At 61.8% G+C, this 23605-nt stretch carries 22 protein-coding genes; 14 read left to right on the top strand and 8 right to left on the bottom strand.

Annotated elements, in window-relative coordinates; all coding sequences use genetic code 11:
• Positions 1–31: 31 nt before the first annotated feature.
• Positions 32–865 carry a M55 family metallopeptidase gene (locus GRI59_RS08155; RefSeq protein WP_160760723.1) on the bottom strand — a complete coding sequence of 278 codons (834 nt, stop codon included), beginning with the start codon at positions 863–865 and terminating at the stop codon, positions 32–34.
• Positions 866–934: 69 nt separating this feature from the next.
• Between GRI59_RS08155 and GRI59_RS08150 the strand changes: the two genes are divergently transcribed.
• Entirely contained in the window at positions 935–1297 is a 363-nt protein-coding gene (locus GRI59_RS08150) for a nuclear transport factor 2 family protein (protein ID WP_160760722.1), read from the top strand.
• 72 nt (positions 1298–1369) lie between these two features.
• Positions 1370–2029 (top strand): TetR family transcriptional regulator, encoded by a 660-nt coding sequence (locus GRI59_RS08145; protein WP_160760721.1) that lies wholly within the window; start codon positions 1370–1372, stop codon positions 2027–2029.
• Here GRI59_RS08145 and GRI59_RS08140 read toward each other — a convergent pair.
• Entirely contained in the window at positions 2026–3234 is a 1209-nt protein-coding gene (locus tag GRI59_RS08140) for a serine hydrolase domain-containing protein (protein WP_160760720.1), read from the bottom strand. The two genes, GRI59_RS08145 and GRI59_RS08140, sit on opposite strands and share 4 nt — an antisense overlap.
• Positions 3231–4985, bottom strand: a complete 1755-nt coding sequence (locus GRI59_RS08135) for an N-acyl-D-amino-acid deacylase family protein (RefSeq protein WP_160760719.1) — start codon at positions 4983–4985, stop codon at positions 3231–3233. Before GRI59_RS08135 ends, GRI59_RS08140 begins: the two co-directional genes overlap by 4 nt.
• 115 nt (positions 4986–5100) lie before the next feature.
• Between GRI59_RS08135 and GRI59_RS08130 the strand changes: the two genes are divergently transcribed.
• The 5 genes from GRI59_RS08130 (at position 5101) to GRI59_RS08110 (ending at position 11484) form a co-directional block, all read left to right on the top strand.
• The gene (locus tag GRI59_RS08130; protein ID WP_160760718.1) at positions 5101–6249 is read left to right on the top strand and encodes an aminotransferase class V-fold PLP-dependent enzyme; all 1149 of its coding nucleotides are present in this window, start codon (positions 5101–5103) and stop codon (positions 6247–6249) included.
• Positions 6246–7436: an N-methyl-L-tryptophan oxidase gene (gene solA / locus GRI59_RS08125; protein WP_160760717.1), complete on the top strand. Its 1191-nt coding sequence runs from the start codon at positions 6246–6248 to the stop codon at positions 7434–7436. The genes GRI59_RS08130 and solA overlap by 4 nt, the downstream gene beginning before the upstream one ends.
• The gene (locus GRI59_RS08120; protein ID WP_160760716.1) at positions 7433–9790 is read left to right on the top strand and encodes a transketolase; all 2358 of its coding nucleotides are present in this window, start codon (positions 7433–7435) and stop codon (positions 9788–9790) included. The genes solA and GRI59_RS08120 overlap by 4 nt, the downstream gene beginning before the upstream one ends.
• Positions 9787–10269, top strand: coding sequence for an Lrp/AsnC family transcriptional regulator (locus GRI59_RS08115; RefSeq protein ID WP_160760715.1), 483 nt, complete (start codon positions 9787–9789; stop codon positions 10267–10269). The genes GRI59_RS08120 and GRI59_RS08115 overlap by 4 nt, the downstream gene beginning before the upstream one ends.
• A 150-nt stretch (positions 10270–10419) precedes the next feature.
• The gene (locus tag GRI59_RS08110; protein ID WP_160760714.1) at positions 10420–11484 is read left to right on the top strand and encodes a Glu/Leu/Phe/Val dehydrogenase dimerization domain-containing protein; all 1065 of its coding nucleotides are present in this window, start codon (positions 10420–10422) and stop codon (positions 11482–11484) included.
• Between the two features lie 42 nt (positions 11485–11526).
• Here GRI59_RS08110 and GRI59_RS08105 read toward each other — a convergent pair whose 3' ends face one another.
• The 3 genes from GRI59_RS08105 to GRI59_RS08095 all read right to left on the bottom strand — a co-directional run bounded on the left by GRI59_RS08105 (position 11527) and on the right by GRI59_RS08095 (position 14189).
• Complete coding sequence (locus tag GRI59_RS08105) at positions 11527–12315, bottom strand: SDR family oxidoreductase (RefSeq protein WP_160760713.1); 789 nt, start codon at positions 12313–12315, stop codon at positions 11527–11529.
• 10 nt (positions 12316–12325) lie between these two features.
• Positions 12326–13099: an SDR family NAD(P)-dependent oxidoreductase gene (locus GRI59_RS08100; RefSeq protein ID WP_160760712.1), complete on the bottom strand. Its 774-nt coding sequence runs from the start codon at positions 13097–13099 to the stop codon at positions 12326–12328.
• Positions 13100–13433: 334 nt separating this feature from the next.
• Positions 13434–14189, bottom strand: a complete 756-nt coding sequence (locus GRI59_RS08095) for a hypothetical protein (protein ID WP_160760711.1) — start codon at positions 14187–14189, stop codon at positions 13434–13436.
• 366 nt (positions 14190–14555) lie between these two features.
• Here GRI59_RS08095 and GRI59_RS08090 point away from each other — a divergent pair, with 366 nt between their 5' ends.
• Positions 14556–14759, top strand: coding sequence for a tautomerase family protein (locus GRI59_RS08090; protein ID WP_160760710.1), 204 nt, complete (start codon positions 14556–14558; stop codon positions 14757–14759).
• Between the two features lie 632 nt (positions 14760–15391).
• Positions 15392–16201, top strand: coding sequence for a MipA/OmpV family protein (locus GRI59_RS08085; RefSeq protein ID WP_160760709.1), 810 nt, complete (start codon positions 15392–15394; stop codon positions 16199–16201).
• A gap of 581 nt (positions 16202–16782) precedes the next feature.
• Here the strand turns inward: GRI59_RS08085 and GRI59_RS15940 are convergent.
• Entirely contained in the window at positions 16783–17280 is a 498-nt protein-coding gene (locus GRI59_RS15940; protein WP_160760708.1) for a tryptophan-rich sensory protein, read from the bottom strand.
• A gap of 246 nt (positions 17281–17526) precedes the next feature.
• Between GRI59_RS15940 and GRI59_RS08075 the strand changes: the two genes are divergently transcribed.
• The 5 genes from GRI59_RS08075 to chrA all read left to right on the top strand — a co-directional run bounded on the left by GRI59_RS08075 (position 17527) and on the right by chrA (position 22799).
• On the top strand, positions 17527–17967 hold the full coding sequence (locus GRI59_RS08075) for a MarR family transcriptional regulator (RefSeq protein WP_160760707.1): 441 nt from the start codon (positions 17527–17529) through the stop codon (positions 17965–17967).
• Between the two features lie 405 nt (positions 17968–18372).
• Complete coding sequence (locus GRI59_RS08070) at positions 18373–18783, top strand: PH domain-containing protein (RefSeq protein WP_160760706.1); 411 nt, start codon at positions 18373–18375, stop codon at positions 18781–18783.
• Between the two features lie 537 nt (positions 18784–19320).
• The gene (locus GRI59_RS08065; RefSeq protein ID WP_160760705.1) at positions 19321–20481 is read left to right on the top strand and encodes a S41 family peptidase; all 1161 of its coding nucleotides are present in this window, start codon (positions 19321–19323) and stop codon (positions 20479–20481) included.
• A gap of 35 nt (positions 20482–20516) precedes the next feature.
• Entirely contained in the window at positions 20517–21161 is a 645-nt protein-coding gene (locus GRI59_RS08060; protein ID WP_160760704.1) for a hypothetical protein, read from the top strand.
• Positions 21162–21479: 318 nt separating this feature from the next.
• A complete protein-coding gene (gene chrA, locus GRI59_RS08055; protein WP_183363625.1) occupies positions 21480–22799 on the top strand; it encodes a chromate efflux transporter in 1320 nt (439 codons plus the stop codon).
• On the opposite strand, the gene GRI59_RS08050 is transcribed toward chrA, so the two are convergent.
• Positions 22796–23599: a lipid II flippase Amj family protein gene (locus GRI59_RS08050; protein ID WP_160760703.1), complete on the bottom strand. Its 804-nt coding sequence runs from the start codon at positions 23597–23599 to the stop codon at positions 22796–22798. The two genes, chrA and GRI59_RS08050, sit on opposite strands and share 4 nt — an antisense overlap.
• Between the last annotated feature and the right edge of the window lie 6 nt (positions 23600–23605).

Raw genomic sequence — 23605 nt, 5'->3', positions numbered from 1 at the left:
AAGCAGAGCATAATCGGATTACGTCGCCTGTTCAAAGCCCGACCACGCCATTGGGATTGAACAGGATGAGGAAGGAAATGAACCGCATCAGCGCTGTCATCGTCGGGAATTCAGCGGCAACCGTCACCGGCCCGGTCTGCACGATGAAGGGCAGATAGGTGGCCATCTCCGCCGCAACGCGGGTGCTGAAATCAATCTCTAACCGGTATGGCGCTTGCACCCGGAACGGCTCCGGTCGCGGGGCGGCGAGCGCGCTGGCGGCCGAGGCGCGGATCGCGGCGCAGGCTTCGCGCGGGTTGAGCGCGGCGGCGGCGCGGAAGCCGTAAGATTGCTTGACGACGCAGGCCTCGGCCCCCGGCGCATAACGCTGGGCATCGGCGGCCGTCTCGGCATCACCTGTCACCAGTACCACGGGCACGCCGAACTCGCCTGCCAGCGCCGCGTTGAGGTAGCCTTCGGACGCGCTCACCCCGTTCAGTCGCAGATCGCGGAAGGCGGCGCTGGAATAGGTGTGCGCCAGAATCCCGCCGTCCCCCATGCCGCCATTGTGATAGCCGATGAAGAACGCCGCTTCGATCCCCGGCGAATCGATGCCTTCCATCTGCAACAGCGCGCGCGGCCAGGATCGCAGCAGGCGCACCCCATCTGGCATGGAGTCAGGCAGCAGGTTATGGCCATTACCGTGGCCGTCGACCACCAGCACTTCGTCATAGCCATGAGCGAGCGCCGCTTCGGCGGCGGCCACCACCTCGTTCGTCATCCACCGGCGCGCATCTTGCCATTCGAACCGGTCTGCGGCCAGCGCGTGCTGGCTGGCGACCCCGGCGCACCCTTCGATATCGGCAGAAATGTAAAGCTTGCGCATCCCTGGTTGCCTCTCGCCCCTTGTCCTGCCAGATACATAATCTGATTATGTTACGGAGAGCAAGCCGCGATGCCATCTGATCCTGCACAAATCGTCGATGCCCAGATCCGCGCCTACGAAGCGGGCGACACGGAAGGGTTCGCCGCGCTCTATGCCGAGGACGCGATCTGCGCCGCGCTGCCATCAGGCCGGGTGATCGCCGCCGGACGCGCGCAGATCGCCGAGGTGTGGGGCGCAATGTTCGCCCGATCCAAGCGAGAAGTGGCGATTGCCCAGCGGATCATCGACGGGCGCTATGTCATCGATGCCGAACAGGTGCTGATCCTCGCCACCGGCCAATTGGTGGAAGCCGCCGCGATCTATCTGGTAGGTGACAGTCTGATTGAGCGGGTGTGGTTCCTCGATCAACCCACAACCGGCAGCGCACCGTGATCGGCCCCGCCCCAGTTGCAGCGCTGGCGACGATACCATAAGGGGCGTGAGCAAACGTCGAGGTGAGAGAGAGTGGTCAAGGCTTTACGCAAGCCAGCGCAGGCAAAGGGCACGGTTGCCCCAGCTTCCGACACGCGCGGGGACAAGACCCGGCGGCAGATCAAGGCCGTGATCGCCAAGCTCGCCAGCAAGCGCGATCTTGCCGACATCTCGCTGTCCGACATTTGCAAGGGCACCAAGCTCACCACCGGCGCGGTCTATTTCCACTTCAAGGGGAAGGACGAAGCGGTCGAGGAAATGGTCATCGACGAGATCGAGACCATCTACGGATCGTTGATGAAGGCCGACCACGCGAGCTTCGAAGCCATGGCGCGCGCGATCATCGCCCAGTGCACCGCCTACGAAAGGGCAAATGGCCGCCGCACTAGGGCAATCCAGCTCGTCATCAACTCGCGCCCGCGCGCCTATGAGGCGTGGCTGGCAGCGCGGACACCCGTGATCGAGCAGTTGACCGAACTCATCACCCGCTCGCGCCGCGAAGCCGGGCTCGACGCTGATGCCAGCCCGTTCCTCGCGCTGTTCATCCTTAATTCAATCGAGGATCTCAGCATGGACGTGTTCCAGTGGGGCAACCCGACGCTGAAGCCCTATGCCGAAAAGCCCGAGGACTGGATCGCCCGCCAGACCGCGCTGTGGTCCTACGCCATTCTGGCGCCGATGCCCGCGCTTTAGGCCTTTCCGGCGATCACGCCGCTGGCCAGATCGCGCAGCGCCTGATTAATGTCGGGGCCGTGGTCGGTGTTGAATTGCACTGCCGCGGCAAAGCCATGATCGAGGAAATAGCCGACGTTCGAGGTGTATCCGGGGAAGAACCCAGAGTGGCTGATATAGCGCCCGAAACCAGCGCGCTCGTTCACGAACACGCCCAGCCCGTAAACCGAGGTCAGCTCAGCGGTTTTGACCACCGGCAAGCTTGATCCCGTCATCTGTGCAAAGCTTGCGGGCGAAATGATCTCGCCGCGCGCCAGCTTCCAGTAGAACCGCGCCAGCGCGCGCGGGGTCAGCGCCAACCCTCCCCCAGTGTATTCGAGCGAGGGATCATGCCGCAGCGCGCCCGCATCATCCGTCGTGCGCCCAGTCATGCCCGCCATGGCCGCAATCACATCGCCGCGCGCGAACCCTGCCGCAAGCCCCGGAATGCTTCGGGTGTTGGAAGGAATCACATCGGCATGCGGATCGCCGAGCTTGGCCAGCACCCGCTCTTGCAGCAGCGTGAAGTAGGGCTTGCCCGTCACCTTCTCGGCCGTGATCCCGGCGAGGTGGTAGTGCAGATCGGAATAGGCATGGGCCGCACCGGGCTCATTCAAGGGCGCTGCATCAAGGATGAAGGACAGCATCTTGCGCGGCGGATAAGCAATATCCTCGCCCGCCATCGCGTCCCACATATAGCTGCGCATGAACGCGCCGATGTCGAGGAACTGTGGAAAGCCCGCGCCATGCATCAGCAGCATCCGGAGGGTCAGCGCCTTGGCGTTGGGCAGACGCGCAAACCAGCTCTCATCCGCGAAGACAGGCGCAATCGGCGCGTCGAGATCGAGGATGCCGTCCTCGGCGAGACTTAGCAGCGTGGCGGCGCAGAAGGTCTTGCCGGTGCTTCCGCCCATCAGCCGGGTAGCGTTTGTCATGGCGAGCCCCGCCTGCGGATCGGCGAGGCCTGCGACGGCGGTGACGATCCGTGCATCCGCCGTTGCGACGGCAGCCGACACACCGGGCGTCATGCGGGTCGCAAGCGTGGTAGTTGCGAAATCACCCACCGCCGAGCCCGCTTTGCTCTCTGACGCCAGCACTCTGCCCAGCGGCGTGCCGAAGGGCAACGCCGCCAGCGTCAGCCCCGCCCCGCCCAGCAGCTTGCGCCGCGAAATCCGAGGTGCCGTCATGCTGCCCTCCCTTGCGCCCCGCGCACCACCCGTCCGGGGCGCGCGCCTGTGAGCGTATCATTGGCGGTCACTACTTCGCCAGCCACCAATGTCGCAAGGTAGCCGGTGGCGGATTGCACGAAGCGGGTGCCGCCTGCGGGGAGATCAGTGCGCAGCGTCGGCCTACCAATGGCAAGCGCCGCATGATCGATCACGTTGATATCCGCACGGTATCCCGGCGCAATCCGTCCGCGATCATGCAGGCCCATATGCTCGGCAGGCGCGGTGGTCTGGAGTTGCACTGCGCGCTCGATGGAGATGCGCGGACCGCGGGTGCGATCACGCGTCCAGTGGCTCAACAGATAAGTCGGGAAGCTGCCGTCGCAGATGTAACCGACATGCGCGCCGCCATCGCTCAGCCCCATGATCGCCCAGGGGTTGGTCAGCGTGTCGTGGACGAAATCATAATTCCCCCCGCCCCAGTTCATGATCGGCACGAAGACTTGGCCCGTGCCGTCCTGCGTGAGCAGCTGGTCATAGAGCAGATCGGGTACGCTGCGGCCGGTCGCCTGAGACTGGCCGTAGAGCGACGCTTCGAGCGATTGTTCGTAGTCAGGCACCGTATCAAGACAGAAGGTGCGCTGCGCCATGCGGATCGGATCAGCGCCCCATTCTTCGACCCGCGGGCTAACCGACATGACGAAATCCGAAATCGGCCGGTCCGGCTCGGTCATCAGCTGCGCCTTGAACGCGGGATCGCGCATGATTGCTACCCGCTCGGCATGGGGCAGGTGCATGATCGCCATGTAACTCGGGCGGGTCATGAAGGGGTTGATCGTGCCTTGCAGGCTGTGGATGCCGCCAATCGCGCGCGGCGCGACCTGCGCGCGGATCGAGATGCCGGCGGCGTTCAGCGCGTCCATTTCCCCGGTCACATATTCGTGGAAACCCTCAGGCCAAGCGTCGTCCTGTTCGTAGGTGAAGGACAGCGGCCGCCCGCTGCGGCGCGCCAATTCGGCGATGGTGGGAAAGTCGCCCGCGTTCTCGCGGTAGAAATCGTTGAAGATCTGGATCACGCCCTTACCCGCGCGGCCCATCGCATCGCCCAGTGCATAAAGTTCGCTCGCGGCGACCTGCCGAGCATAGGTGGGGTTCCCATGCGCATCGCGGTGGCCGACGGTATCGGCGGTGGTGAAGCCCAGCGCGCCAGCCTCCAGAGCCTCGGAGAGCAAGGCCTGCATCGCGGCAATATCGTCAGGCGTCGCCGCTTCACGCCGCACGGCGCGCTCGCCCATCACGTATAGGCGCAGGGGATTGTGCGGCACCTGCACGCCTATATCCATCGTGCGCGGGATGCGGTCGATGGCGTCGATATACTCGCCCATCGTCTCCCATTCCCAGGTGATGCCTTCGTGGAGCGCAGTGCCGGGAATGTCCTCCACCCCCTCCATCAGCGCAATCAGCGTGCCGCGATCACGGCTGCGCGCCGGCGCAAAGCCGACCCCGCAATTGCCCATGATCGCGGTTGTGACGCCGTGGTTGGCCGAAGGAAGCATCTCGGCATCCCACGAAACCTGCCCATCATAATGGGTGTGAATGTCGATGAAGCCGGGGGTGACGAGCGCACCGTCAGCCTCGATCACCCGGGCGGCGGGCGTGGTGACCTGGCCGAGTTCGACGATCACCCCGCCGCTTATCCCAACATCGGCTGTGAAGGCCGGACGTCCCGTCCCATCCACCACCGCCGCGCCCTTGATGAGGACATCAAGCATTGCCACCTCTCCCTTGGCCTGTTGAAGCAAGACTGTATGCCGGACAGTCGCGGATGAAAACATAATTCTGTTATGTTTTGTTGCAGCAGGTGCGCTGGCCCGCTAACTTGATGGCATGTCCAGCCTGATCCCGCCGCAGCGCCACCTGTTCGACATCCCTGCCGACCGGGCGTGGTTCAACTGCGCCTATATGGGCCCGCAGCTTCGTGCCGCGACCGCAGCCGGCATCGCCGCCTCAGCGCGCAAGTCCGCGCCGTGGAGCATCGCACCGAGCGACTTCTTCACTGAGACCGAGGAGGTGCGCCGCCTGTTCGGCGCTCTGATCGGGGCCGATCCCGAATGTATCGCGATCATGCCTTCCGCCAGCTACGGCTTGGAGCTCGCCGCCCGCACCCTGCCCCTTGGCCCCGGGCAAAAAGTGCTGGTGCTCGCCGAGGAATTCCCGAGCAACTACTACCCTTGGGCCGACCGCGCTTCGCAGGTTGGCGCGGCCATCGAGACCGTCCCTGTCCCGGCGGACGGTGACTGGACGGCAGCGGTGCTTGCGCGGCTTCAGCCCGACGTGGCGATTGCCGCCCTCCCCCATTGCCATTGGGCGAGCGGCCTCGCGCTCGATCTTGTCCGGATCGGCGAGGCGTGCCGCGCCAATGGCACCCGGCTGGCGCTCGACCTCACGCAGTCTTGCGGCGCGATGCAGTTTGCGGTCTCGCAGGTGCAGCCCGATTTTCTGGTCGCCGCCACCTACAAATGGTTGCTAGGCCCCTATTCGGTCGCGCTCGCTTACGTCTCGCCCGAATGGCATCGCGCCCGGCCTATCGAGCACGTCTGGGCATCGCGCGCTGGGGCGGAGGACTTCTCCGGTCTCGTCAACTACCGCGACGAAACGCAGCCCGGCGCGCGGCGGTTCGACATGGGCGAGCGCTCCAATTTCGCGCTGCTGCCGGTGGTGATCGCGGCGCTGGAGCAATTGCTCGACTGGCGGGTGGAACGGATCGCCGCGAGCCTCGGCGCAACCAACGCCCGCATCGCCGAGCGCCTCGCCGCCAGCGGATTTGCGCTGCCCCCGCCCAAGGTACGCTCGCCGCACATCCTCGGCGTAGCGGTGCCGCCGGGCACGAGCGACATCGTCATGCGCCTCGCCGCGCAGCAGATCCACATCAGCCAGCGCGGCGCAATGCTGCGGATCTCGCCGCATCTGCACATTAGCGATCACGATATCGACCGGCTGTGCGATGCGCTTCAGCCGATCGGACAGGGCCAATGAGCTCCACTGCGGACGTCATCGTCGTCGGTCTCGGCGCGGCGGGTAGCGCGGCGCTGTATCAACTCGCCCGCGCCGGGATCAGCGCCGTCGGGATCGACCGCTGGGACCCGCCCCATGCGATGGGATCGAGCCACGGAGAGACCCGCATCACTCGGCAGGCCATCGGCGAGGGTGAGGTCTATGTCCCGCTGGTCTTGCGCTCCCACGAAATCTGGCGCGAGCTGGAACAGGAAACGGGCGAGCGCCTGCTGGAAACCTGCGGGGTGCTTATCATCGGCGCGGAAGGCGGCGCGGCGATGCACCACAGCCGCAGCGGCTTCGTGCTCAACACGGTCGCCGCCGCGCAAGCGCATGGGATCGAACACGAGGTGTTGAGCATCGAGGACACCCGTCGTCGCTTCCCACAATTCGCCCTCTCGGGCGACGAATTGGTCTACTTCGAGCCGGGCGGCGGCTTTGTCTATCCCGAACGCTGCATCGCAGCGCAGCTGACCTTGGCCCGCAAGCTGGGTGCACGCATCGTCACCGGCGCGCAGGTCACCGCTATCAGCGAAGCGGCAGGCGGAGTAGCGGTGCAAGCTGGCGGCACCACCTATCACGCCGACCATGTAATCCTTGCCGCAGGCGCCTGGACGCCCAGCCTCGCTCCCACACTCGCCCTCGCCCCGCTGACCCTGCGGCGGCAAGTCCTGCACTGGTTCGCGCCCGAGCGCCCGCGGGACTTCGCGGTCGGCACCTTACCCGCCTTCATCTGGCTGCACGGCAAGCACGCCGAAGACAGCTTCTACGGCTTCCCGATTCCCGATGATCTCGGCCACGGCCTCGTCAAGGTCGCCGACGAGAACCAGACCCGCGCCACCGCCGATCCCGATGAGCTGGACCGCGAGGTGCGCGCTGGGGAAGCCGCCGAGATGCACCGCGATCATCTCGCCGGGCGGATACCGGGTCTCACCCTGCCGCCGGTACGCTCGGCCGCGTGTCTCTACACTTGCGCACCAGATGCCGACTTCGTAATCGGGCCACTCGATGGAACGGAGCGCATCACAGTCGTTTCGGCCTGTTCGGGCCATGGCTTCAAGCATTCCGCCGCCGTGGGTGAGCACGCCGTGCGGTTGATCATAGAAGGCCCAGCCGCAGCAATCGCCGCCTTCGACCCGCGCCGCCTAGCCGGAAGCCAGCTGACATGAACGCACCTGCCCCACTGATCGCCGCCGAGAACCCTGCGCGGGCCGAACAGGTCGCCCTGCTCACCCAAATCGAACAGCGGCTCCGCTGGCTGTCATCGTGGACGGTGCACAATGCAAACAACCTGCGCGAAAAGCGTGATGGGTTGAAGGTCGGCGGGCATCAGGCGAGCTGCGCGTCGATCACGGCGGTGATGACCGCGCTCTATTTCCACGCACTGCGCCCGCAGGACAAAGTGGCGGTGAAGCCCCACGCGGGGCCGGTGCTTCACTCGATCCACTACCTGCTGGACGAACAGACCCGTGAGAAGCTGGAGCGGTTCCGGGGCCTAGGCGGTGTGCAGTCCTATCCCAGCCGGACCAAGGACACGATCCCGGTCGATTTCTCGACCGGCTCGGTGGGTCTCGGCGTGGCGGTCACCGCGTTTAGCAGTCTGGTGCAGGATTATCTCGTCGCGCACGGCAAGCTGGCCGAGGCCGACACCGGCCGGATGATTGCGCTGATGGGCGACGCCGAGCTGGACGAAGGCAATATCTACGAATGCCTGATCGAGGGCTACAAGCACGATCTGCGCAACTGCTGGTGGATCGTCGACTACAACCGCCAGTCCCTCGACGCGACCACTGCCGACCGGATGTTCCGCCGGTTCGACGACATCTTCGAGACCTGCGGCTGGCGGGTGGTGACGCTCAAGCACGGACGGTTGCAGCGCGAGGCATTCAAGCGTCCCGGCGGGCAGGCGCTTGAGGACTGGATCGAGAACTGCCCTAACGCGGATTTCGCGGTGCTGACCTATCTTGGCGGCGCCGCATGGCGCGAGCGGCTCGCGCGCGATCTTGGCGATGCCAATGGCGTGGCCGAACTGCTGGCCACGCATGATGATGCGCAGCTCGCCCGGTTGATGACCAACCTTGGCGGGCATTGCATCGAGACGCTGATCGACGCTTTCGACAATGTGACCGACGACCGCCCGACGCTATTCATCGCTTACACCGTCAAGGGTTATGGCCTGCCGCTCGCGGGCCACAAGGACAACCACTCGGGCATGATGAACACGACGCAGATCGAAGGTCTGCGCGCCGAACTCGGGATCGAACCGGGTCAGGAGTGGGACAAGTGGGCCGGCCTCGGCGACAATCTCGCCGCGCGGCTAGAAGCGCTGGTGAAAGATAGCCCGATCGCCCGCAAAGTGGCAGAACATCGTGCACCCGCTATCCCCGTACCCGCGCGCCTGCCGGTGCCTGAAGGCGCCGTGCAATCAACGCAGGCTGCCTTCGGGCGTGTGCTGTTCGATCTCGCCAAGTCTGACGAGGCGCTTGCCGACCGGCTGGTGACAACCGCGCCCGATGTGACACAGACCACCAACCTTGGCGCCTTCGTCAACCAGCGCGGGCTGTTCCGGCGGCAGGAACTGGCCGACGTGTTCCAGAAGGCGCGCATCCCATCCGCGCAGAAATGGACCGCGACCACCGCTGGCCAGCATATCGAACTCGGGATTGCCGAGAACAACTTCTTCCTGCTGCTCGCCTCGCTGGGTCTGGCCGCGCCGCATTTCGGCACGCGGCTGCTGCCAGTGGGGACAGTCTATGATCCCTTCATCGCCCGCGGCCTCGATGCGCTCAATTACGGCTGCTATCAGGACGCGCGATTCCTACTGGTGGGCACGCCTTCGGGCATTACCTTGGCGGGCGAAGGCGGCGCGCATCAGTCGATCAACACGCCGCTGATCGGAATGGGCCAGCCGGGCCTCGAAAGCTTCGAGCCTGCCTTTGCCGATGAGGTCGCCTTGCTGATGCGCTGGGCGTTTGCCCACATGCAGGCCGACGACGGCAGCTCGGTCTATCTGCGCCTCACCACCCGCCAGATCGAACAACAAGCGCGCGGCAACAATGCTTGGGAAGCCGATGCGCTTGCCGGGGCTTACTGGCTGCGCGAGCCTGTACCGGGGTCAACGGCTGCCATCGCCTACTGCGGGGCGGTTGCGCCCGAGGCTCTTAGCGCGTGGGAGGCGTTGAAGGACGACCTCCCCGGCCTCGGCCTACTCGCTGTAACCTCGCCTGACCGACTGCACCGCGCTTGGTCTGCTGCGCGAGCTGCACGTTGGAACGGAAGTGCACGTCAGCCGAGCCACATCGAGACCCTGCTCGGCCAGCTTGCCCCCGGTGCAGGCCTCGTTACTGTCCTCGACGGGTCGCCCGCCGCGCTGTCATGGCTAGGCGGCGTGTGCGGGCAGCGGGTCAGCCCGCTCGGCACCGACCGCTTCGGTCAGACCGGCGACTTGCCCGATCTCTACCGCACCTATCGCCTTGATGCCGAAGCCATCATCGATGCCATGGCCGAATTGTTCCTGAATTGAGCGCAGAGCGTCCCTCCGCGCCGCTCGACGCCTATGAAAAGCGCATCCTGCGGCTGCTGCAGGAAGACGCCTCGCTCTCCAATGCCGATATCGCCGAGAAGGTCGGTCTGTCCGCCTCGCCGTGCTGGCGGCGGATCGATCGGCTGGAGCGTGAAGGCTTTATCAAGCGCCGCGTGGCGCTGCTGGATCGCCGCAAGGTCGGATTGAACGCGCAGATCTTCGCGCAGGTCAAACTGAACGCCCACGGCCGCGCCAATCTCGACGAATTCGCCGCCGCGATCCGCGATCTGCCGGAAGTGCTCGAATGCTATGTGATGATGGGCTCGGTCGATTTCCTCCTGCGCATCGTCGCGCCCGATATCGAGGCTTATGAAAAACTGTTCTTCAACCGCCTGTCGCAATTGCCGGGCGTGCAGGAAGTGAACTCGACCGTGGCGCTGTCAGAGATCAAGTCAACCACGGCGCTGCCCCTCGACTAGGGGTCGACTTCGGCCTTCCGGATGACTTGACCGGATAGATCGAAAAATCCGCAAGGACTGACCGATAATTCGACCAAGTCGGCAATCTTGGGTGAGATTTTCCCCGCCAGAACTGCACAATGGCCCCTGCCAATCAGGAGCCCTTTTGCCATGCACCATCTTCACCAAAGCCCCGGCACTCCGCCCGAAGCGGTCCATGTCATGCGTGACCCCGCCAACGGGCTTGAAGGCGTGATCGTGCTCCATTCCACCCGCTTGGGACCCGCAGCCGGGGGCTGCCGCTTGTGGCGCTATCCCGATGCCGCTGCTGCTGCGACCGATGCGCTGCGGCTGGCAGAGGGCATGGCCTACAAGAACGCGCTTGCCGATTTGCCGCTGGGCGGCGGCAAGGCGGTGATCCGCTTGCCCCAAGGCAAATTTGACCGCGCCGCACTGTTCCGCGCCTTCGGGCGCGAGGTCGAGCGGCTTGAGGGTCGCTACCTCACCGCTGAGGATGTCGGCACCGGGGTGGCAGACATGGAATGGGTGCGCACCGAAACCGCCCATGTCGCGGGCCTTCCCGCAGCGCAAGGCGCGGTCGGCGGCGATCCGTCGCCCTGGACAGCGCTCGGCGTGCTCAGCGCGATGGAGGAAGCCGTCAGGCGGCGCCATGGCAGCGGCCTTGCCGGCGCGACCGTCGCCGTGCAGGGCCTCGGCCACGTCGGCACCCATTTGTGCGAACTGCTGGCGAGCGTCGGCGCGCGGCTGGTGGTGGCCGACGTCGACCCCGGACGCGCCGCCGCCTGCGCCGCGCGGTTCGATGCGCAATTGGTCGCCCCCGATGCGATCCTTGATGTGCCGTGCGATGTGTTTGCCCCCTGCGCGCTGGGAGGCGTCCTGGACGAACGCGGGGTGGTCCGGCTCAAGGCCGAGATCGTCTGCGGCGCGGCCAATAATGTGCTCGCCAGCGATGCCGATGGACTGCGGCTGGCGAAACGCGGCGTGCTCTATTGTCCCGACTATGTCGTGAACAGCGGCGGCATCATCAACGTCTGCGCCGAACATCTGGGTTGGAGCAGAGCCGAGGTCGAGCGCCGGGTGGGGCAGACCGGAGAGCGGCTGCGCGCGGTGCTCGATCATGCCGAGCAGCGTAGCTTGGCCCCGCACCGCGCGGCCAATGCGCTCGCTCAGGCGCGGATCGCAGTCGGCTATACCGCGAGCGCGCAGGCTGCCTGAGAGAGCGCATGACAGCGCAGCACAGGGCAGTTCCCCGCTTGCCTAGAAGGTCGACGTGCCAATGCCGCCATCGACCACCAGCGATTGGCCCGTGACGTAGCTCGCCTGCGCGCTGCAAAACATCGCGACCAGTGCGCCCAGATCCTTGGCATCGCCGAACCGCCCGGCGGGGAGGCGCACCGCGTTGACGAAGGCCGCGACCTCCTCGTCATAGCTGCGTCCATTGGCGGCGGCGCGCGGTGCCAGAATGTCCTCGATCCCCGGCGTGTGGTGCATCCCCGGCAGCACCGAGTTGATCGTGACATTGTGCGGCGCAAGTTCCTTCGAGATTGCATGGCAGTAATTCGCCAGCGCCGCGCGCGGCGGGCCGGACAGCACCCGCATCGCGGCGGGATACTTGGCCGCTCCCGTGCTGATATTGACGATCCGCCCCCAGCGCCGCGCCACCATCGGGCCTGTCACCGCCTTGATGTAATCGATCGGGCTCAAGAGCGCGGTCGCGACCGAGCGTTCGAAGTCCTCGCGTGAAACCGCGCGGAAATCGCCGGTGAAGGGCGGCGGCGCGCAGGTTGCCACCAGAATATCGGGATCGGAGATGGCAGAGAGGATCGTCGCCCGCCCTTCATCCGAGGCGTGATCGGCGACCAGCGCGTGAACCTTGGCGCCGGTTTCGGCGGCAATGGCCTTGCAGGTCGCCTCCAACCGTTCGGCCCCGCGCGCTGAAATGAACACCTCCACCCCTTCGCGTGCCAGTGCCAGCGCCGCTCCGTACCCCATCCCTGCGCTGCCGCCGTTCACCAGCGCCTTGCGCCCCGCGATGCCGAGATCCATGCCCGCCTCCTTACCTGCCGCCGGTGACGTAGAGACATTGCCCCGTCACCCAGCTTGCCGCGGACGAGGCCATGAAGACCACGGCGGCTGCGATATCCTCTGGGTCGCCATAGCGGCCCAGCGGGATGCCAATCATGCCGAGCAACTTCTCTCGCTTCTCTTCGGTGTCGGTGCCCATGCATTCATCGAAATTCTCGGTCGGCACCGGACCGGGCGCGACGGCGTTGACCCTGATCTTGGGCGCAAGTTCGACCGAGAGCGTGCTTGTCAGGCTGTTCACCGCCGCCTTGGCCGCGCCATAGGGCCCGTTCTTGACCTGCGGGCCGAAAGCCGAACGCGACGAAATGTTGACGATCGCCCCGCCCCCCTCGCCCATATGCCGCGCTGCCACACTCGCCCCCATCCACACCGCTTTGAGATTAAGCGCGATCTGCGCGTCGAAGTTCTCTTCAGGCGTCCGGGTGAGATAGCGCGGCGTGGCATCGGGGATGCCGCCCGCATTGTTGACCCAGATGGTCAGCTTCCCGAATTGCGCAATGGTTGCCTGGGCCAAGCGATCGAGTGCCGCCCCATCGGTCGCATCGGTGGCCAGCGGTAGGGCGCGGCGGCCCAAAGCGGTGATCTCTCCCGCCACGGCATCAAGATCAGCTTGCGTGCGCGACGCCAGCACCACATCCGCCCCGGCCTCGGCCAAGGCAATCGCGATAGCCCGCCCGATGCCCTTGCCCGCTCCGGTGACCACCGCCACCTCGCCATCGAGCCGAAACCGATCCAGAATCCCCATGAAACCCCCTGCGCGTAAAGCCGAAGGCAAACCTACGACCACCACGGACAAGGAACACTGACGCTTCAAATAGGCGCACCACCGGGTGGGCGGTTGGAACCGAAGGCGGCGCTAGAAGCACGTTCTTTGCATCCATAATGAGCCCCAATGACGTCCAGTGGGCGCCAGTCTTAAACATCGAGAAACTCTGAAGGCGGGTTAGCGGATCATGGATAGATGGCCCCATCCGCCGCTTTGCCAACGGCTTAACATAGGCTGGCGGGATCAGCCGCACATCGGGCTCCAACGCGAACTTGCGATGTAGAACAGTTGCGCTTGCCACGCTGAATGCTCGCTACTCGGGGAGCCGTCCAAAGCCGATCCGTTTGCCCGCGAAATCGAAAACCAGCGCACCACCAGAAAATGGTCGCATGCCAAGCAGGCCCGAAAGTCCTGCCGATTTCAGCATCCCCTCGATGTCAGGATCGTTGAACGAATACACCATGTCCAGTGCCAGCCCCTTGCCCATCACTCCCATGCTGCCCGATGGCTTCATTGCAGTGATATCGATCATTCGGCCAAAGGATGGGACACTCAGCTGCTGAACGGGCGTGGCGGTACGTACTGTCGATGAGAGTGCCGGTGTGCTGAGAAGGCTAAATCCGCTCGACCCTGTGTCCAGCAAGAGCCTGATGGTCGCACCATCCTCGGTTGCCTCGATAACCGGCGACCCGTTGACGAGCGTCAAGGCCTGCCAGCCCACGATTTCGTCGTCGTTCAGCACGTTCATCCTGCAAATGCGCTGGTGCTCCAGATCCAGGATGAAACCTCCCGGGAATGCGTCAGTCCCCAGCGTCCCCGCAGTCTTGCCCGGCGATCCCTCTGCAGGGCGAATGGTGATCGGCAAGGACTGCCCATCCCCGTCCCAACCCTGAATCCGAACGGATCGCGGCTGCATGCCGGCTGCTATGATCTCGGCTGAAACAGCTTCGCCATACAGTTCTGTCGTCGCGGAACCGGTATCCAGTTGCAGGGGAATGTTATCGCCAATGCCCTCGATGTCGACACCAACGATTATCGCACCCTGCGAAATTTCGATGTCACCGACCATGACACTGCCCCATGCAAATGGGGCGCATTCTCCCGCATGGGCGGGGCTAGCTGACAAAAAAAGCGCCAAAATTGCGAACCCGATTCTCATCATCTTTCCTATATTTTCATTGGCCTTAGGCAATTTGCCAAGTTATTGTTTGCAAGTACAGACGCTAAGGAATGCTTATGCCTCGCAGAGGTATCTCGCACTGCCGCAAGAATTCCGAAGACCGGGGTGCCGAAAAAGCATTCCGAGGTCGGCAGCCCTTCCCTTGTTAAAAGGCCAAAAAAATGGGCTGCTGATGCTCCACAGCGAGGTACGGCGAAAAAGCTTAGGATCGGCTCGACCAAATTGGCAATCTCAGGGATCAGGAAGGTACGCGCAATGCCCTACGTCAATATACAGATCACAAAGGGCGCCGAGCGCCACCAAAAGGCTGAAATTGTAGCTGGCGTGACCTCATTGCTAGTTGGCATTCTTGGTAAGAAACCCGAGCACATCCATATCGTCTTACAAGAGATCGAAGAGGAAGACTGGGGCTATGCCGGGTTGCTGACCGACGATTGGAAAAGGTCGCAAATCGAATAGCCAGCTCGCCAGTGCCAGATTTCATTGTGATGTATTGATGGGCCGACTGCGGAACGCATCAAGTGGGGTGCCAATTCGGCCCAATGCGTACTGGGTCGCTGGATAGACGGCGAATACGTCTTTCTTCGGAAGTTCAGCGTCCGGCAAAAAGCTCCACCAAGCTACCGCATGCAATGTCGTTGGTCATGGGACAGGAGAGGAGAATTGCAACGCCTGCCCCCTCCAGGGAAAGGCGTCTTGCTACGTTCAAGCACAATAAATGCAATGACGAGGACGCCAACAACAAGCAATTATACGAGCTAACAAACCCCCATTCCACAGTTGTATCGAAATTCAGAATTCACTACCGGAACTCTGAACGCAGCTATAATTGATAATGTGAAAGCCAAAGCGAAAACAATCTCGCCATAATTGTGCACAATTTTCATTGTTATTTATCAAAATGACATCTGCAAATCAATTTAATTATTTATATCTCATTGATTATTTTAATTAATCACAAAATATATATTTATTGAAAAATCATTTTGTATCAATATTTATATTATAGAAACTGAAAATTTCTCTCATAACATGAGAATATAGTTCTTTATTTCTTTCAAAATTATTCACAGATTTTTAAAAAGCGCGGCATGCGTATTTCAGAAATTCAACGTCTATCCGCTCAAGGTTCGATAGGCCTAATCTTATGCATCATGCCAAGCGTTGCTTGTGCCGAAGATGTCAATGTCGGCTTTGGATTCGGCGTGGCGCCTAGTTACCTTGGGGGCAGTGATTACATCATTGTTCCTTTGCCATCCGTGTCAGTTAGTTCGGGTCCGGTTATCGTTCGAACCAATAATCTTGGTCTGGAGGCGGGGATAGAAATTACGCCCACCTTGACCATTGGCGCGATTGGGCGAGTTGATCCTGGCCGAAATTCACTCTTTAACGTGCGCGATGCAGTCGTGCAGAAGCTTCGCAAAGTTAGCCCGTCAGTCGAACTTGGTGGATTTGTCGAGTTCAGGTTGCCACTGAACGGGAATAACGAGCCTGGCGCAACTCTGTTTACCCGGATCGCTGCTGAGAAGGGCCTTGAAGGCGGGCATGGAGGATTATTGATCGAGTCCAGCATGGGAGTGTTTGCCCCTCTCGGCGCCCGCACATCTTTTGCTGCATCCGCCTTTCTCAACTGGCAAGATCAGCGCTACGCAAACTCCTTCTTCTCAGTAGATGCAGAAGATGCGCGCGCCTCTGGACTTACTGCTTTTGCGGCTCGTTCCGGAGTCCGGGACATTGGAGTATCCGTGCTATTCGATCGACAAATTGGTGGAAGCTGGTCTGCAGGCTTTGTGTCTTCGTTGGGGCGCCTGCAATCATCAGCGTCTGCCAGTCCAATCGTAATGCAGCGCGGCAGTGCGACACAGCTGTTCGGCGGCTTTACGATTTCAAGACGTTTTTAAGCGCGAATTGGCGCCGCGATCTTAAACTGAATAGTCAGCGCGACCCAGATCAACGTCATGGCTTCGCGCAAAGTCGTGCGATCACTGCGGACGTCCTCCGCCGTGTGCGACGAATTGAAGCCCAATCTAGAAGCTCTTGGCCGTTGCTGAATGAGGGCGGCTTGTGGCTGGCAGTCTCGCACATATGTCGCGCAAATCGACCATTGGCCACAAGCGCCTGCCGCAAGTCTGGAATGCAGCTTATGACAGCTAGTCGCTCGACGACAGCTTTTTGGGGTTAGGGCGGAGAAGCGAATGCTAAGGTGAGCCTCGTAACACAGAAGCATATGGGCCCTATGGCCGCTGCGAAATCCAACTCCATCTCCTTAGTATCAGTTAATCACGAAAGCGCTGGCTCTGAATAGTAATTGAGCCTTCTTTTATCCGTCGTATTTGAATCGAAATTCCTCTAGCAAAAAGCATGAATGATCATCGCTGCGATCCTGATTATGGACGATGATCATCGTGAGACAAATTCCGATACAAAGACTTCAAATGCTGTTTGAATTGAAAATTCCAAATTCGATCCAAGTCTGGCTTGGCTAAAAGCTGCGTTCCGTCATTACCGCCACGAGTCCGATCGAGGCGATGCAAACCCAGATTGCTACGGGCGCCAAAAGAAGAGCTGCAAGGCGCGAGATAGGCCACGCGATTCCCACCGCCAGAGCAGATAAAACTGCCGTCAAGAAGTTGCCGGCAAGGCCCATATCCATTGAACTGAACCCGATAGTATAGACTGGATAGAGAGTGCAGTTGACCAACAGCCCTATTGCCGGAAGGGCCGCCTTGCGCCCCAATGTGCTTTTGCCGCGCAAGAGAGCAATTGCCGCCCCCATTCCCGCAAACAGGACGAGCCAAACAAACGGTACAATTGTATAGATGATCGAGTTGATTGCGCCTGGATTTCGACCAGCCACTTCGGTGTCGCCAAGCTCGAAGACGGCAATTGCAAAATTAATGCACACAGCAAGAAATACAGCCAAGCTAGCGCTCAGTACTAGATCACGTCTGCCGAATTCATAAGCCTGAAGATCGATCACTTTTACACCCTTTTCGGATCCACTTTCGGGACCATCAGTCTTTCGATCTGCCGCATCAGACGATACCTCGTGCATAGTCCGGAGACGATGAGTTCAGCAGAACCACGGCAGGAAAGAATGTGATTTCTTGACTGTGGTCATGCAAGTGGCACGGGAAACAACTGGTTATTGCATGACCCAAGGTGTAGACAAAAGGTTCGGAACCAGAAATACCTTAATGCCTATATTCTCAGGATACGAGATATAATGAACCCTTTGGATCTAACGATGCGCTGGCAACGCCATGCTGCACTATTGTTCAGCTTCTCGTCCTTCGCTGGTCGGCGGATGAAGATTGGACTCGCAGAAGTTGCTGTGTTGGAGCAGTTGGCCGTTGCTGGTGAAATGTCACTCGGCGCAATAGGCAATTTCTTGTCCATGCCATCTGCATCGATGACCTTGTTGATCGACAGGCTTGAAGGCAAGCACATGGTGCGTAGACGGCCGAATCCGCAGGATCGCCGAGGGATTTTGGTGTCATTGACCGACGTGGCCATGGAGAAGGCTGGGTTGGACCTTGTGCCCGCAGCTGAGGCCATGACAGCAGCGGCTGCTGATCTGACTCCGGCTGAGCGTGCGATTGTTGCCCGCTACTTCGACGCTGTCGACCGATGCCTGACAGACCAAAAGGCCAGCGGCAGCAAATAGTTGACGCATTCCTCATCGACGGCAAGCGTGGCTTTTGGCCTATTGGGCGTCTCGCGGAGACATCCGATCAACGCGTAGCGATCAGCAGATCCTCCGAAGTGTGCCGAATGCGCATGGCGACTCCTGCCGCCAAGCCAATCGAGTTCGTGCCCGGCGTCAGTCATCCATACCAAAACGATGAACTATTCTTTGACCAGAATGTTAACATTCTCTATATATTTATAGAATATTCAATGCCTTATAGCGATAGAAAAAGGCCGGAAATGATCTGGCTCACACATTGCAACAGGACGTAATCACGCTTCTCGGCCTAGGGTCGTTTGCCGAGTGTCGTTTGAACATTGGCCGCGCTGGGGTGGTAGTGATCAACCCCCTCGCTGCTGCGGGAAGCGGAGGTATGAACGCGTGACATTCAAGGCAATGCGCATCCGGTGGCGGCGTCCTGTCGAGCCCGCAGTCGTTGTTGCGCTCGTTATACAGGCAGCCATCTTCGTATTACCTTTCTGGGCCGTGCAGTTCATCGCGGCAAGCGGGGCAGGGATCGCTTGGCTATTGGCGCCGAAGCGAGATGCATCCACTGAACTGGTAATCGATGCAGACGGGATATCCTGGCTCGAAATCGGTCAAAGGAGACGCGCATATCCATGGGCACAGATCACCGACTTGTCGCTGGGCAGTGAGGACCCAGTTCTCTCGGTTCAAACTTCAGGCCGAACGATTTTCCAAAGAATTCCGTTGCTTCTCTCACCAGCAGAATTTCGTGATGCACAAGCTGCGATCAGATTGCACGCACCAGCTGCGCTCAAAGCACTCTGAAGCTGTTGGCAGGCGTTATCGAATGACAATCCCGTAGGCACCTGTGGTTGTCGGGCGGATAGCGTTGTGCGCCAGTCCTCGGCCATGCACCGTCCACCAGCAACTCTCACAGGTGGGTGTTGGCGGTTTCGTCATGCCGCCCAGCCGCTCACTACCGTCCCTTGAGCTCTGGCGCGCGATCATTCCAATCCATGCCGACTAGAGTCCCGCTGTAAAGCAGGCGGTGGGATAGCCGGCGCAGGCCATAATCGCGCTGGCTAGCACCTAGCCGATCCACAAGAACCGCGTCAGAAACATCTATTATAATTGACAATTTTGATGTCGAGTCCCATTTTTGCACTCAACTTGGAGCGGCCGATGCGCAGAGTGATACTGATATGTTTCCGCAGCCTCAGCATCACGGCATGTTTGCTTTTGTCAGCTGGTTTAAGCACCTCAGCGGCCAGCGCAGAACCGAAAGCGCTCGGGGCAGAAGAAGCTTCGCCGCCATTCACCCTCGCCGACCGAATGGTCGTCGCGGCGCAGATAAACCACGTTGTGAAGCGCTATTTCGCGCATTGGGAAGGTCTACCGCCCGAATTCGATTGGGACGCACGCTTTGCCGATTACCTGAAGGAAGCGATCGCTGCGCCCGATCGGCGCAGTTTCAGCATAGCCACGATGCGGCTGTTCGCCAGCCTCGAGAACGGCCACAGCTCATTCTCCGACCGCCTGCTCGATGAAGAGCCGACCTTGCCGTTCCATGCACGACCAATTGAAGGTAAATGGACGGTCACGGCCAGCTGGATCGCAGAACTCTCACCCGGCGATGTCATTGTCACGATCGACGGCACACCGATCGATCTGTGGGTTGCGCCGCTCCGTGCCATTGTTGCCCAGTCCGATGCACGTGCAAAGGACCGCGTCCTATTGCTTCAGGGCCGCGCGCTATGGCCTCAGCGGGTGCGGCTGGGTCTCGCTTCGGGCAAGATTGTCAGCGTCGACCGCGCCGAACCGCAGGGTGATCGCCGACCGACCCCTAAGCCTTTTGAGGTCGAAACCACAGTCCGTACCGATGGCGTCGTAGTGATCCGCATCCCTAGCTTCGATGAACCCAAGTTCGAAAGTGCTGCGGTTGCAGCGGTCAAAGCGCACGCGGGCGCGCCGCTGATCCTGTTCGACGTGCGCGGCAATGGCGGGGGTAACACGCCTTCAGACCTGCTAACGACGATCATGGACAACCCCTATGCTGGCACCATCGTCAACACCCCAATGACCATTGCCGAAAGCGACGCTCAGGCCTCGTTCTCTGTGGATGCCGCGCCGCCGCGGGTGATGATCCGCTATGGTCCGGAGCGGATCCAGCCAACCGCCGATGCGATCACGGGCCCGATGGCGGTGCTCATGGACGGAGGCTGCGGTTCGGCCTGCGAGGATTTTGTGATCCGCTTCCAGTCCGGCAAACGCGGGCCGCTGCTGGGTGAGGCGAGCTTCGGATCGACCGGCCAGCCCTATTTTGTCCAGTCGCCGCAATGGAAGATGTGGATGCGCATCTCGACAAAGCGAGAATATCTGCCGGATGGCAGACCCTTCGAAGGCGTGGGCGTGACGCCCGATATCGCCGTGCCTCAACACATCTCGGACCTCAGCGCAAAGGGCGACCCTTGGCTCGAACGCGCATTGGCAGCCATTCGTGCGGCACCCGCAACAAAACAGTGAGCAGCCCTAACAATCCCAGCGAAGACCAACCTGCAATGATTGAAGCGCCCGAGACCCCGCACACGCCGCACAGCCATGATGACAGCCACGTCGGCGGCCGTCGGTGGTTCGATATCGCCATGGCGTTGGCAGTGCTGCTGGTCTCGTCAGGATCGCTCTATGTCGCGCTCCACACCGGGCATACCATGGAAGCGCTAGTCCACGCCAACGAGCGGTTGGTTCGCGCGCAGTCGACTCCGGTGCTGCAGTATGACCACGGCAACGTGACCGATGAGGGCAAGGCACGGCTCGAATTTACGATCACCAATGTCGGCACCGGACCAGCGCGGATCGTTTGGTTCGAGGTGAACTCGGCAAGCGGGCGCTTCAGCAACATCGGCCAGTGGGTAATCTCGACCGGCGAGGGTCCGATCAGGTTTACTTCGGCTTCGATCAACCAGATTGTGCTCGCACCCAACGAAAAGCGCCAGATGTTCGCTTGGGAGCGCCCGGCCGATGAGGCGGGGCGAGTCCGATGGGAGCGGATCGACAGTGAGCGGTTCAAGACCAAGGTGAAGGCCTGTTACTGTTCGGTCTTCGACCAGTGCTGGCAATCCAACCTAGAAGCTGACATCCCTAAAGAAGTGCCTAGCTGCGAGCGCAAGGATGGACCGCAGCCGGCCCAAGCGGGCGCCACCTGATGGATTTTGCAACGCGAAATTCGTGAAGAGCCGCAAATCGCAGTGTCGGCTGCCGACCCAAAGCCGGTCGTTGACGACCGACAAAGTTATCGTCTGGCTCCGCTCAAAGCCGCCATGCCGCGTTCGGGGGGCCCATCGACGGAGCTAGTGAGCGATGGTGGGGATGCGTTACGAACGGAAGCTTACTTGATCCCACCGATGTGAGCCGTTAGGCCGATCTCCAGCGGGGCGAAGCAAACTCCCGTTCAGGCCGAGAAAAGCCCAAGCGTTGCCTCGTAATCTTGCCTCATTGGGCAAGGTGCACTGTGCGAGGTTCACTTGGCGTCACTCGTTGTTACCCCCTCTATCACATTCACCGATCTGCTGCGGGTATTCACCCGCATCGGCCTGCTTAGCTTTGGCGGGCCCGCTGGCCAGATCGCGCTTATGCATCGCGAGCTGGTGGAAGAACGGGCATGGATCACCGAGGACGATTTCCTCCACGCGCTCAATTTCTGCCACCTGCTGCCAGGGCCCGAGGCGCAGCAGCTCGCCACGTGGATCGGGTGGCGGGTGCATGGGTGGCGCGGCGGGCTGGCGGCGGGGCTGCTGTTCGTCATCCCCGGCGCTCTGATCATTCTGGCGCTGTCCGTGCTTTATGGGATCGCGGCCAACCTCAACTGGGTTGAAGCGCTGTTCCTTGGCGTCAAGGCGGCCGTTCTGGCGATTGTAGTGCAGGCGCTGCTGCGGATCGCGGGGCGCGCGCTGGACACCAAACTGAAGCGCGCACTGGCGATTGCGGCGTTTGTCGGGCTGTTCCTGTTTGATCTGCCGTTCCCGCTGATCGTGCTGGGTTCGGGTGTCATCGGCATGGTGGTAGCGGCAAAGCGGCCTGATCTGCTGGCGCTGAAAGCAGGTAAGGCGGGCGAAATGCTGCCGGCACGTCCCTGGCGCAGCACGATCCTGTCGGTGGCGGTGTGGGGCGCCGTTTGGGCCGCGCCGATGGTGCTTATCGCGGTAATGCTGGGTCAGGATCATGTGTTGTGGGAGATTGGCGCATTCTTCTCGCAATTGGCGATCGTCACCTTTGGCGGGGCCTATGCCGTGCTGGCATACATGGCGCAGGAAGCGGTTCAGGGTTTCGGCTGGCTCCAGCCCGGCGAGATGGCCGACGGCTTGGGTCTGGCCGAGACCACGCCGGGGCCGCTGATCCTGGTGACGCAATTCGTCGGCTACCTTGCGGCGTTCCGTGCGCCCGAACCGTTCACGCCCGTCGTCGCGGGTTTGCTCGGTGCCGGACTGACAACATGGGTGACCTTTGCGCCATGCTTCATGTGGATCTTCGCCCTCGCCCCATGGATCGACCGGCTGGGCAATGCTGTGCGGCTAAAGGGCGGGCTGGCAGCGGTGACGGCCGCAGTTGTCGGCGTGATCGCCAACCTCACCGCTTGGTTCGCGCTGCATGTGTTGTTTGCCAGCGTCGGCCAACGCCAATTCGGCCCGCTGCGGCTCTATTGGCCTGATCCGGCGAGCTTCGACTGGCGCGCAACCGTGCTGGCAGTGCTCGCCTGCGGGCTCGCGTTCGGTCTGAAGTGGTCGGTGCTGCGCATTCTCGCAGTGTGTGCCGTGGGCGGATTGGCATTGAGCCTCCCACTTTAGAGCCAACCCGCCGCCCAAGCTATCACCACTGCGGCTGGCACCAGCAGGGCCTGCGCCAGCAGCGTGCCAGCGAGGCGGCTCAATGACACCCAGATCATAGCGCGGCGGAAGGTCGCCTCGCTGACGCTGCCATCAACCACATCGTCAGTCAGCGCGGAAATCTGCGGGTCGATCAGGGCGAATAGCAGGATGGTCGCAAAGCCGTTGACGATGGCGGTCATCTGCGAGGCGGTGACCCGGAATTCGGGCACGAGGTACCCGGCATAAAGCGAGGCCAGCACGCCCACCGCCAGCAAGCCTTGCGCCGCGGCATTGGCGATGAGCACCGGCCAACTCACCCCGCGCGGGCCCTTGAGCGATCGCAGCGTCTCGGCAGAGGGGAGCGCGACCGAATCCCGTATCGTGCTCAGGCCCGCCGGCGTGACGCTCCTGAGCAGCAGCCGGGTGGTGGAACGGTTTACTTGAAAAAAGCTGATCGCGGCTGCGAACAGGCGCTGGAAGGTCGGCACCAGCACGATCCCGAGCGCCACGGCCGCAGCAGCGGAGAGCAGCACCAGCCGCAGGTCGAACAGCAAGGCATCCCCCGCGCCATTCGCCAGCCCGGTCTCGATCCGCTTGGCAAGGAACGGCCCGAGGAACCCGTTCGACGTGCGCGAGACCAGCAGCAGGACGTTGAACAACGCAAAGCTGAGTGCGATCCGCCCGGTGCGCACCCCGGCGATGCGCGCGGCATAGGCCAGCGCGCCAATGAGGTTGATCACGCCGGTCAGCGCGCAAATTGCGATCAGTTCGGTGTCCATGCTGCT

Source organism: Erythrobacter ramosus, from assembly GCF_009828055.1.
GTDB classification, from domain to species: domain Bacteria; phylum Pseudomonadota; class Alphaproteobacteria; order Sphingomonadales; family Sphingomonadaceae; genus Erythrobacter; species Erythrobacter ramosus.
The sequence above is the reverse complement of the archived record's forward strand: the minus strand, read 5'-3'. Positions and strand labels throughout refer to the sequence as shown.

What these genes read in the sequence shown, in the direction of transcription:
- GRI59_RS08155 (WP_160760723.1), bottom strand. Translation starts at nt 865, where the DNA reads ATGCGCAAGCTTTACATTTCTGCCGATATCGAAGGGTGCGCCGGGGTC.
- GRI59_RS08090 (WP_160760710.1), top strand. Translation starts at nt 14,556, where the DNA reads ATGCCCTACGTCAATATACAGATCACAAAGGGCGCCGAGCGCCACCAA.
- GRI59_RS08100 (WP_160760712.1), bottom strand. Translation starts at nt 13,099, where the DNA reads ATGGGGATTCTGGATCGGTTTCGGCTCGATGGCGAGGTGGCGGTGGTC.
- GRI59_RS08050 (WP_160760703.1), bottom strand. Translation starts at nt 23,599, where the DNA reads ATGGACACCGAACTGATCGCAATTTGCGCGCTGACCGGCGTGATCAAC.
- GRI59_RS08120 (WP_160760716.1), top strand. Translation starts at nt 7,433, where the DNA reads ATGAACGCACCTGCCCCACTGATCGCCGCCGAGAACCCTGCGCGGGCC.
- GRI59_RS08150 (WP_160760722.1), top strand. Translation starts at nt 935, where the DNA reads ATGCCATCTGATCCTGCACAAATCGTCGATGCCCAGATCCGCGCCTAC.
- GRI59_RS08105 (WP_160760713.1), bottom strand. Translation starts at nt 12,315, where the DNA reads ATGGATCTCGGCATCGCGGGGCGCAAGGCGCTGGTGAACGGCGGCAGC.
- GRI59_RS08075 (WP_160760707.1), top strand. Translation starts at nt 17,527, where the DNA reads ATGAACCCTTTGGATCTAACGATGCGCTGGCAACGCCATGCTGCACTA.
- GRI59_RS08095 (WP_160760711.1), bottom strand. Translation starts at nt 14,189, where the DNA reads ATGGTCGGTGACATCGAAATTTCGCAGGGTGCGATAATCGTTGGTGTC.
- solA (WP_160760717.1), top strand. Translation starts at nt 6,246, where the DNA reads ATGAGCTCCACTGCGGACGTCATCGTCGTCGGTCTCGGCGCGGCGGGT.
- GRI59_RS08060 (WP_160760704.1), top strand. Translation starts at nt 20,517, where the DNA reads ATGATTGAAGCGCCCGAGACCCCGCACACGCCGCACAGCCATGATGAC.
- GRI59_RS08130 (WP_160760718.1), top strand. Translation starts at nt 5,101, where the DNA reads ATGTCCAGCCTGATCCCGCCGCAGCGCCACCTGTTCGACATCCCTGCC.
- GRI59_RS08135 (WP_160760719.1), bottom strand. Translation starts at nt 4,985, where the DNA reads ATGCTTGATGTCCTCATCAAGGGCGCGGCGGTGGTGGATGGGACGGGA.
- GRI59_RS08110 (WP_160760714.1), top strand. Translation starts at nt 10,420, where the DNA reads ATGCACCATCTTCACCAAAGCCCCGGCACTCCGCCCGAAGCGGTCCAT.
- GRI59_RS08085 (WP_160760709.1), top strand. Translation starts at nt 15,392, where the DNA reads ATGCGTATTTCAGAAATTCAACGTCTATCCGCTCAAGGTTCGATAGGC.
- GRI59_RS08140 (WP_160760720.1), bottom strand. Translation starts at nt 3,234, where the DNA reads ATGACGGCACCTCGGATTTCGCGGCGCAAGCTGCTGGGCGGGGCGGGG.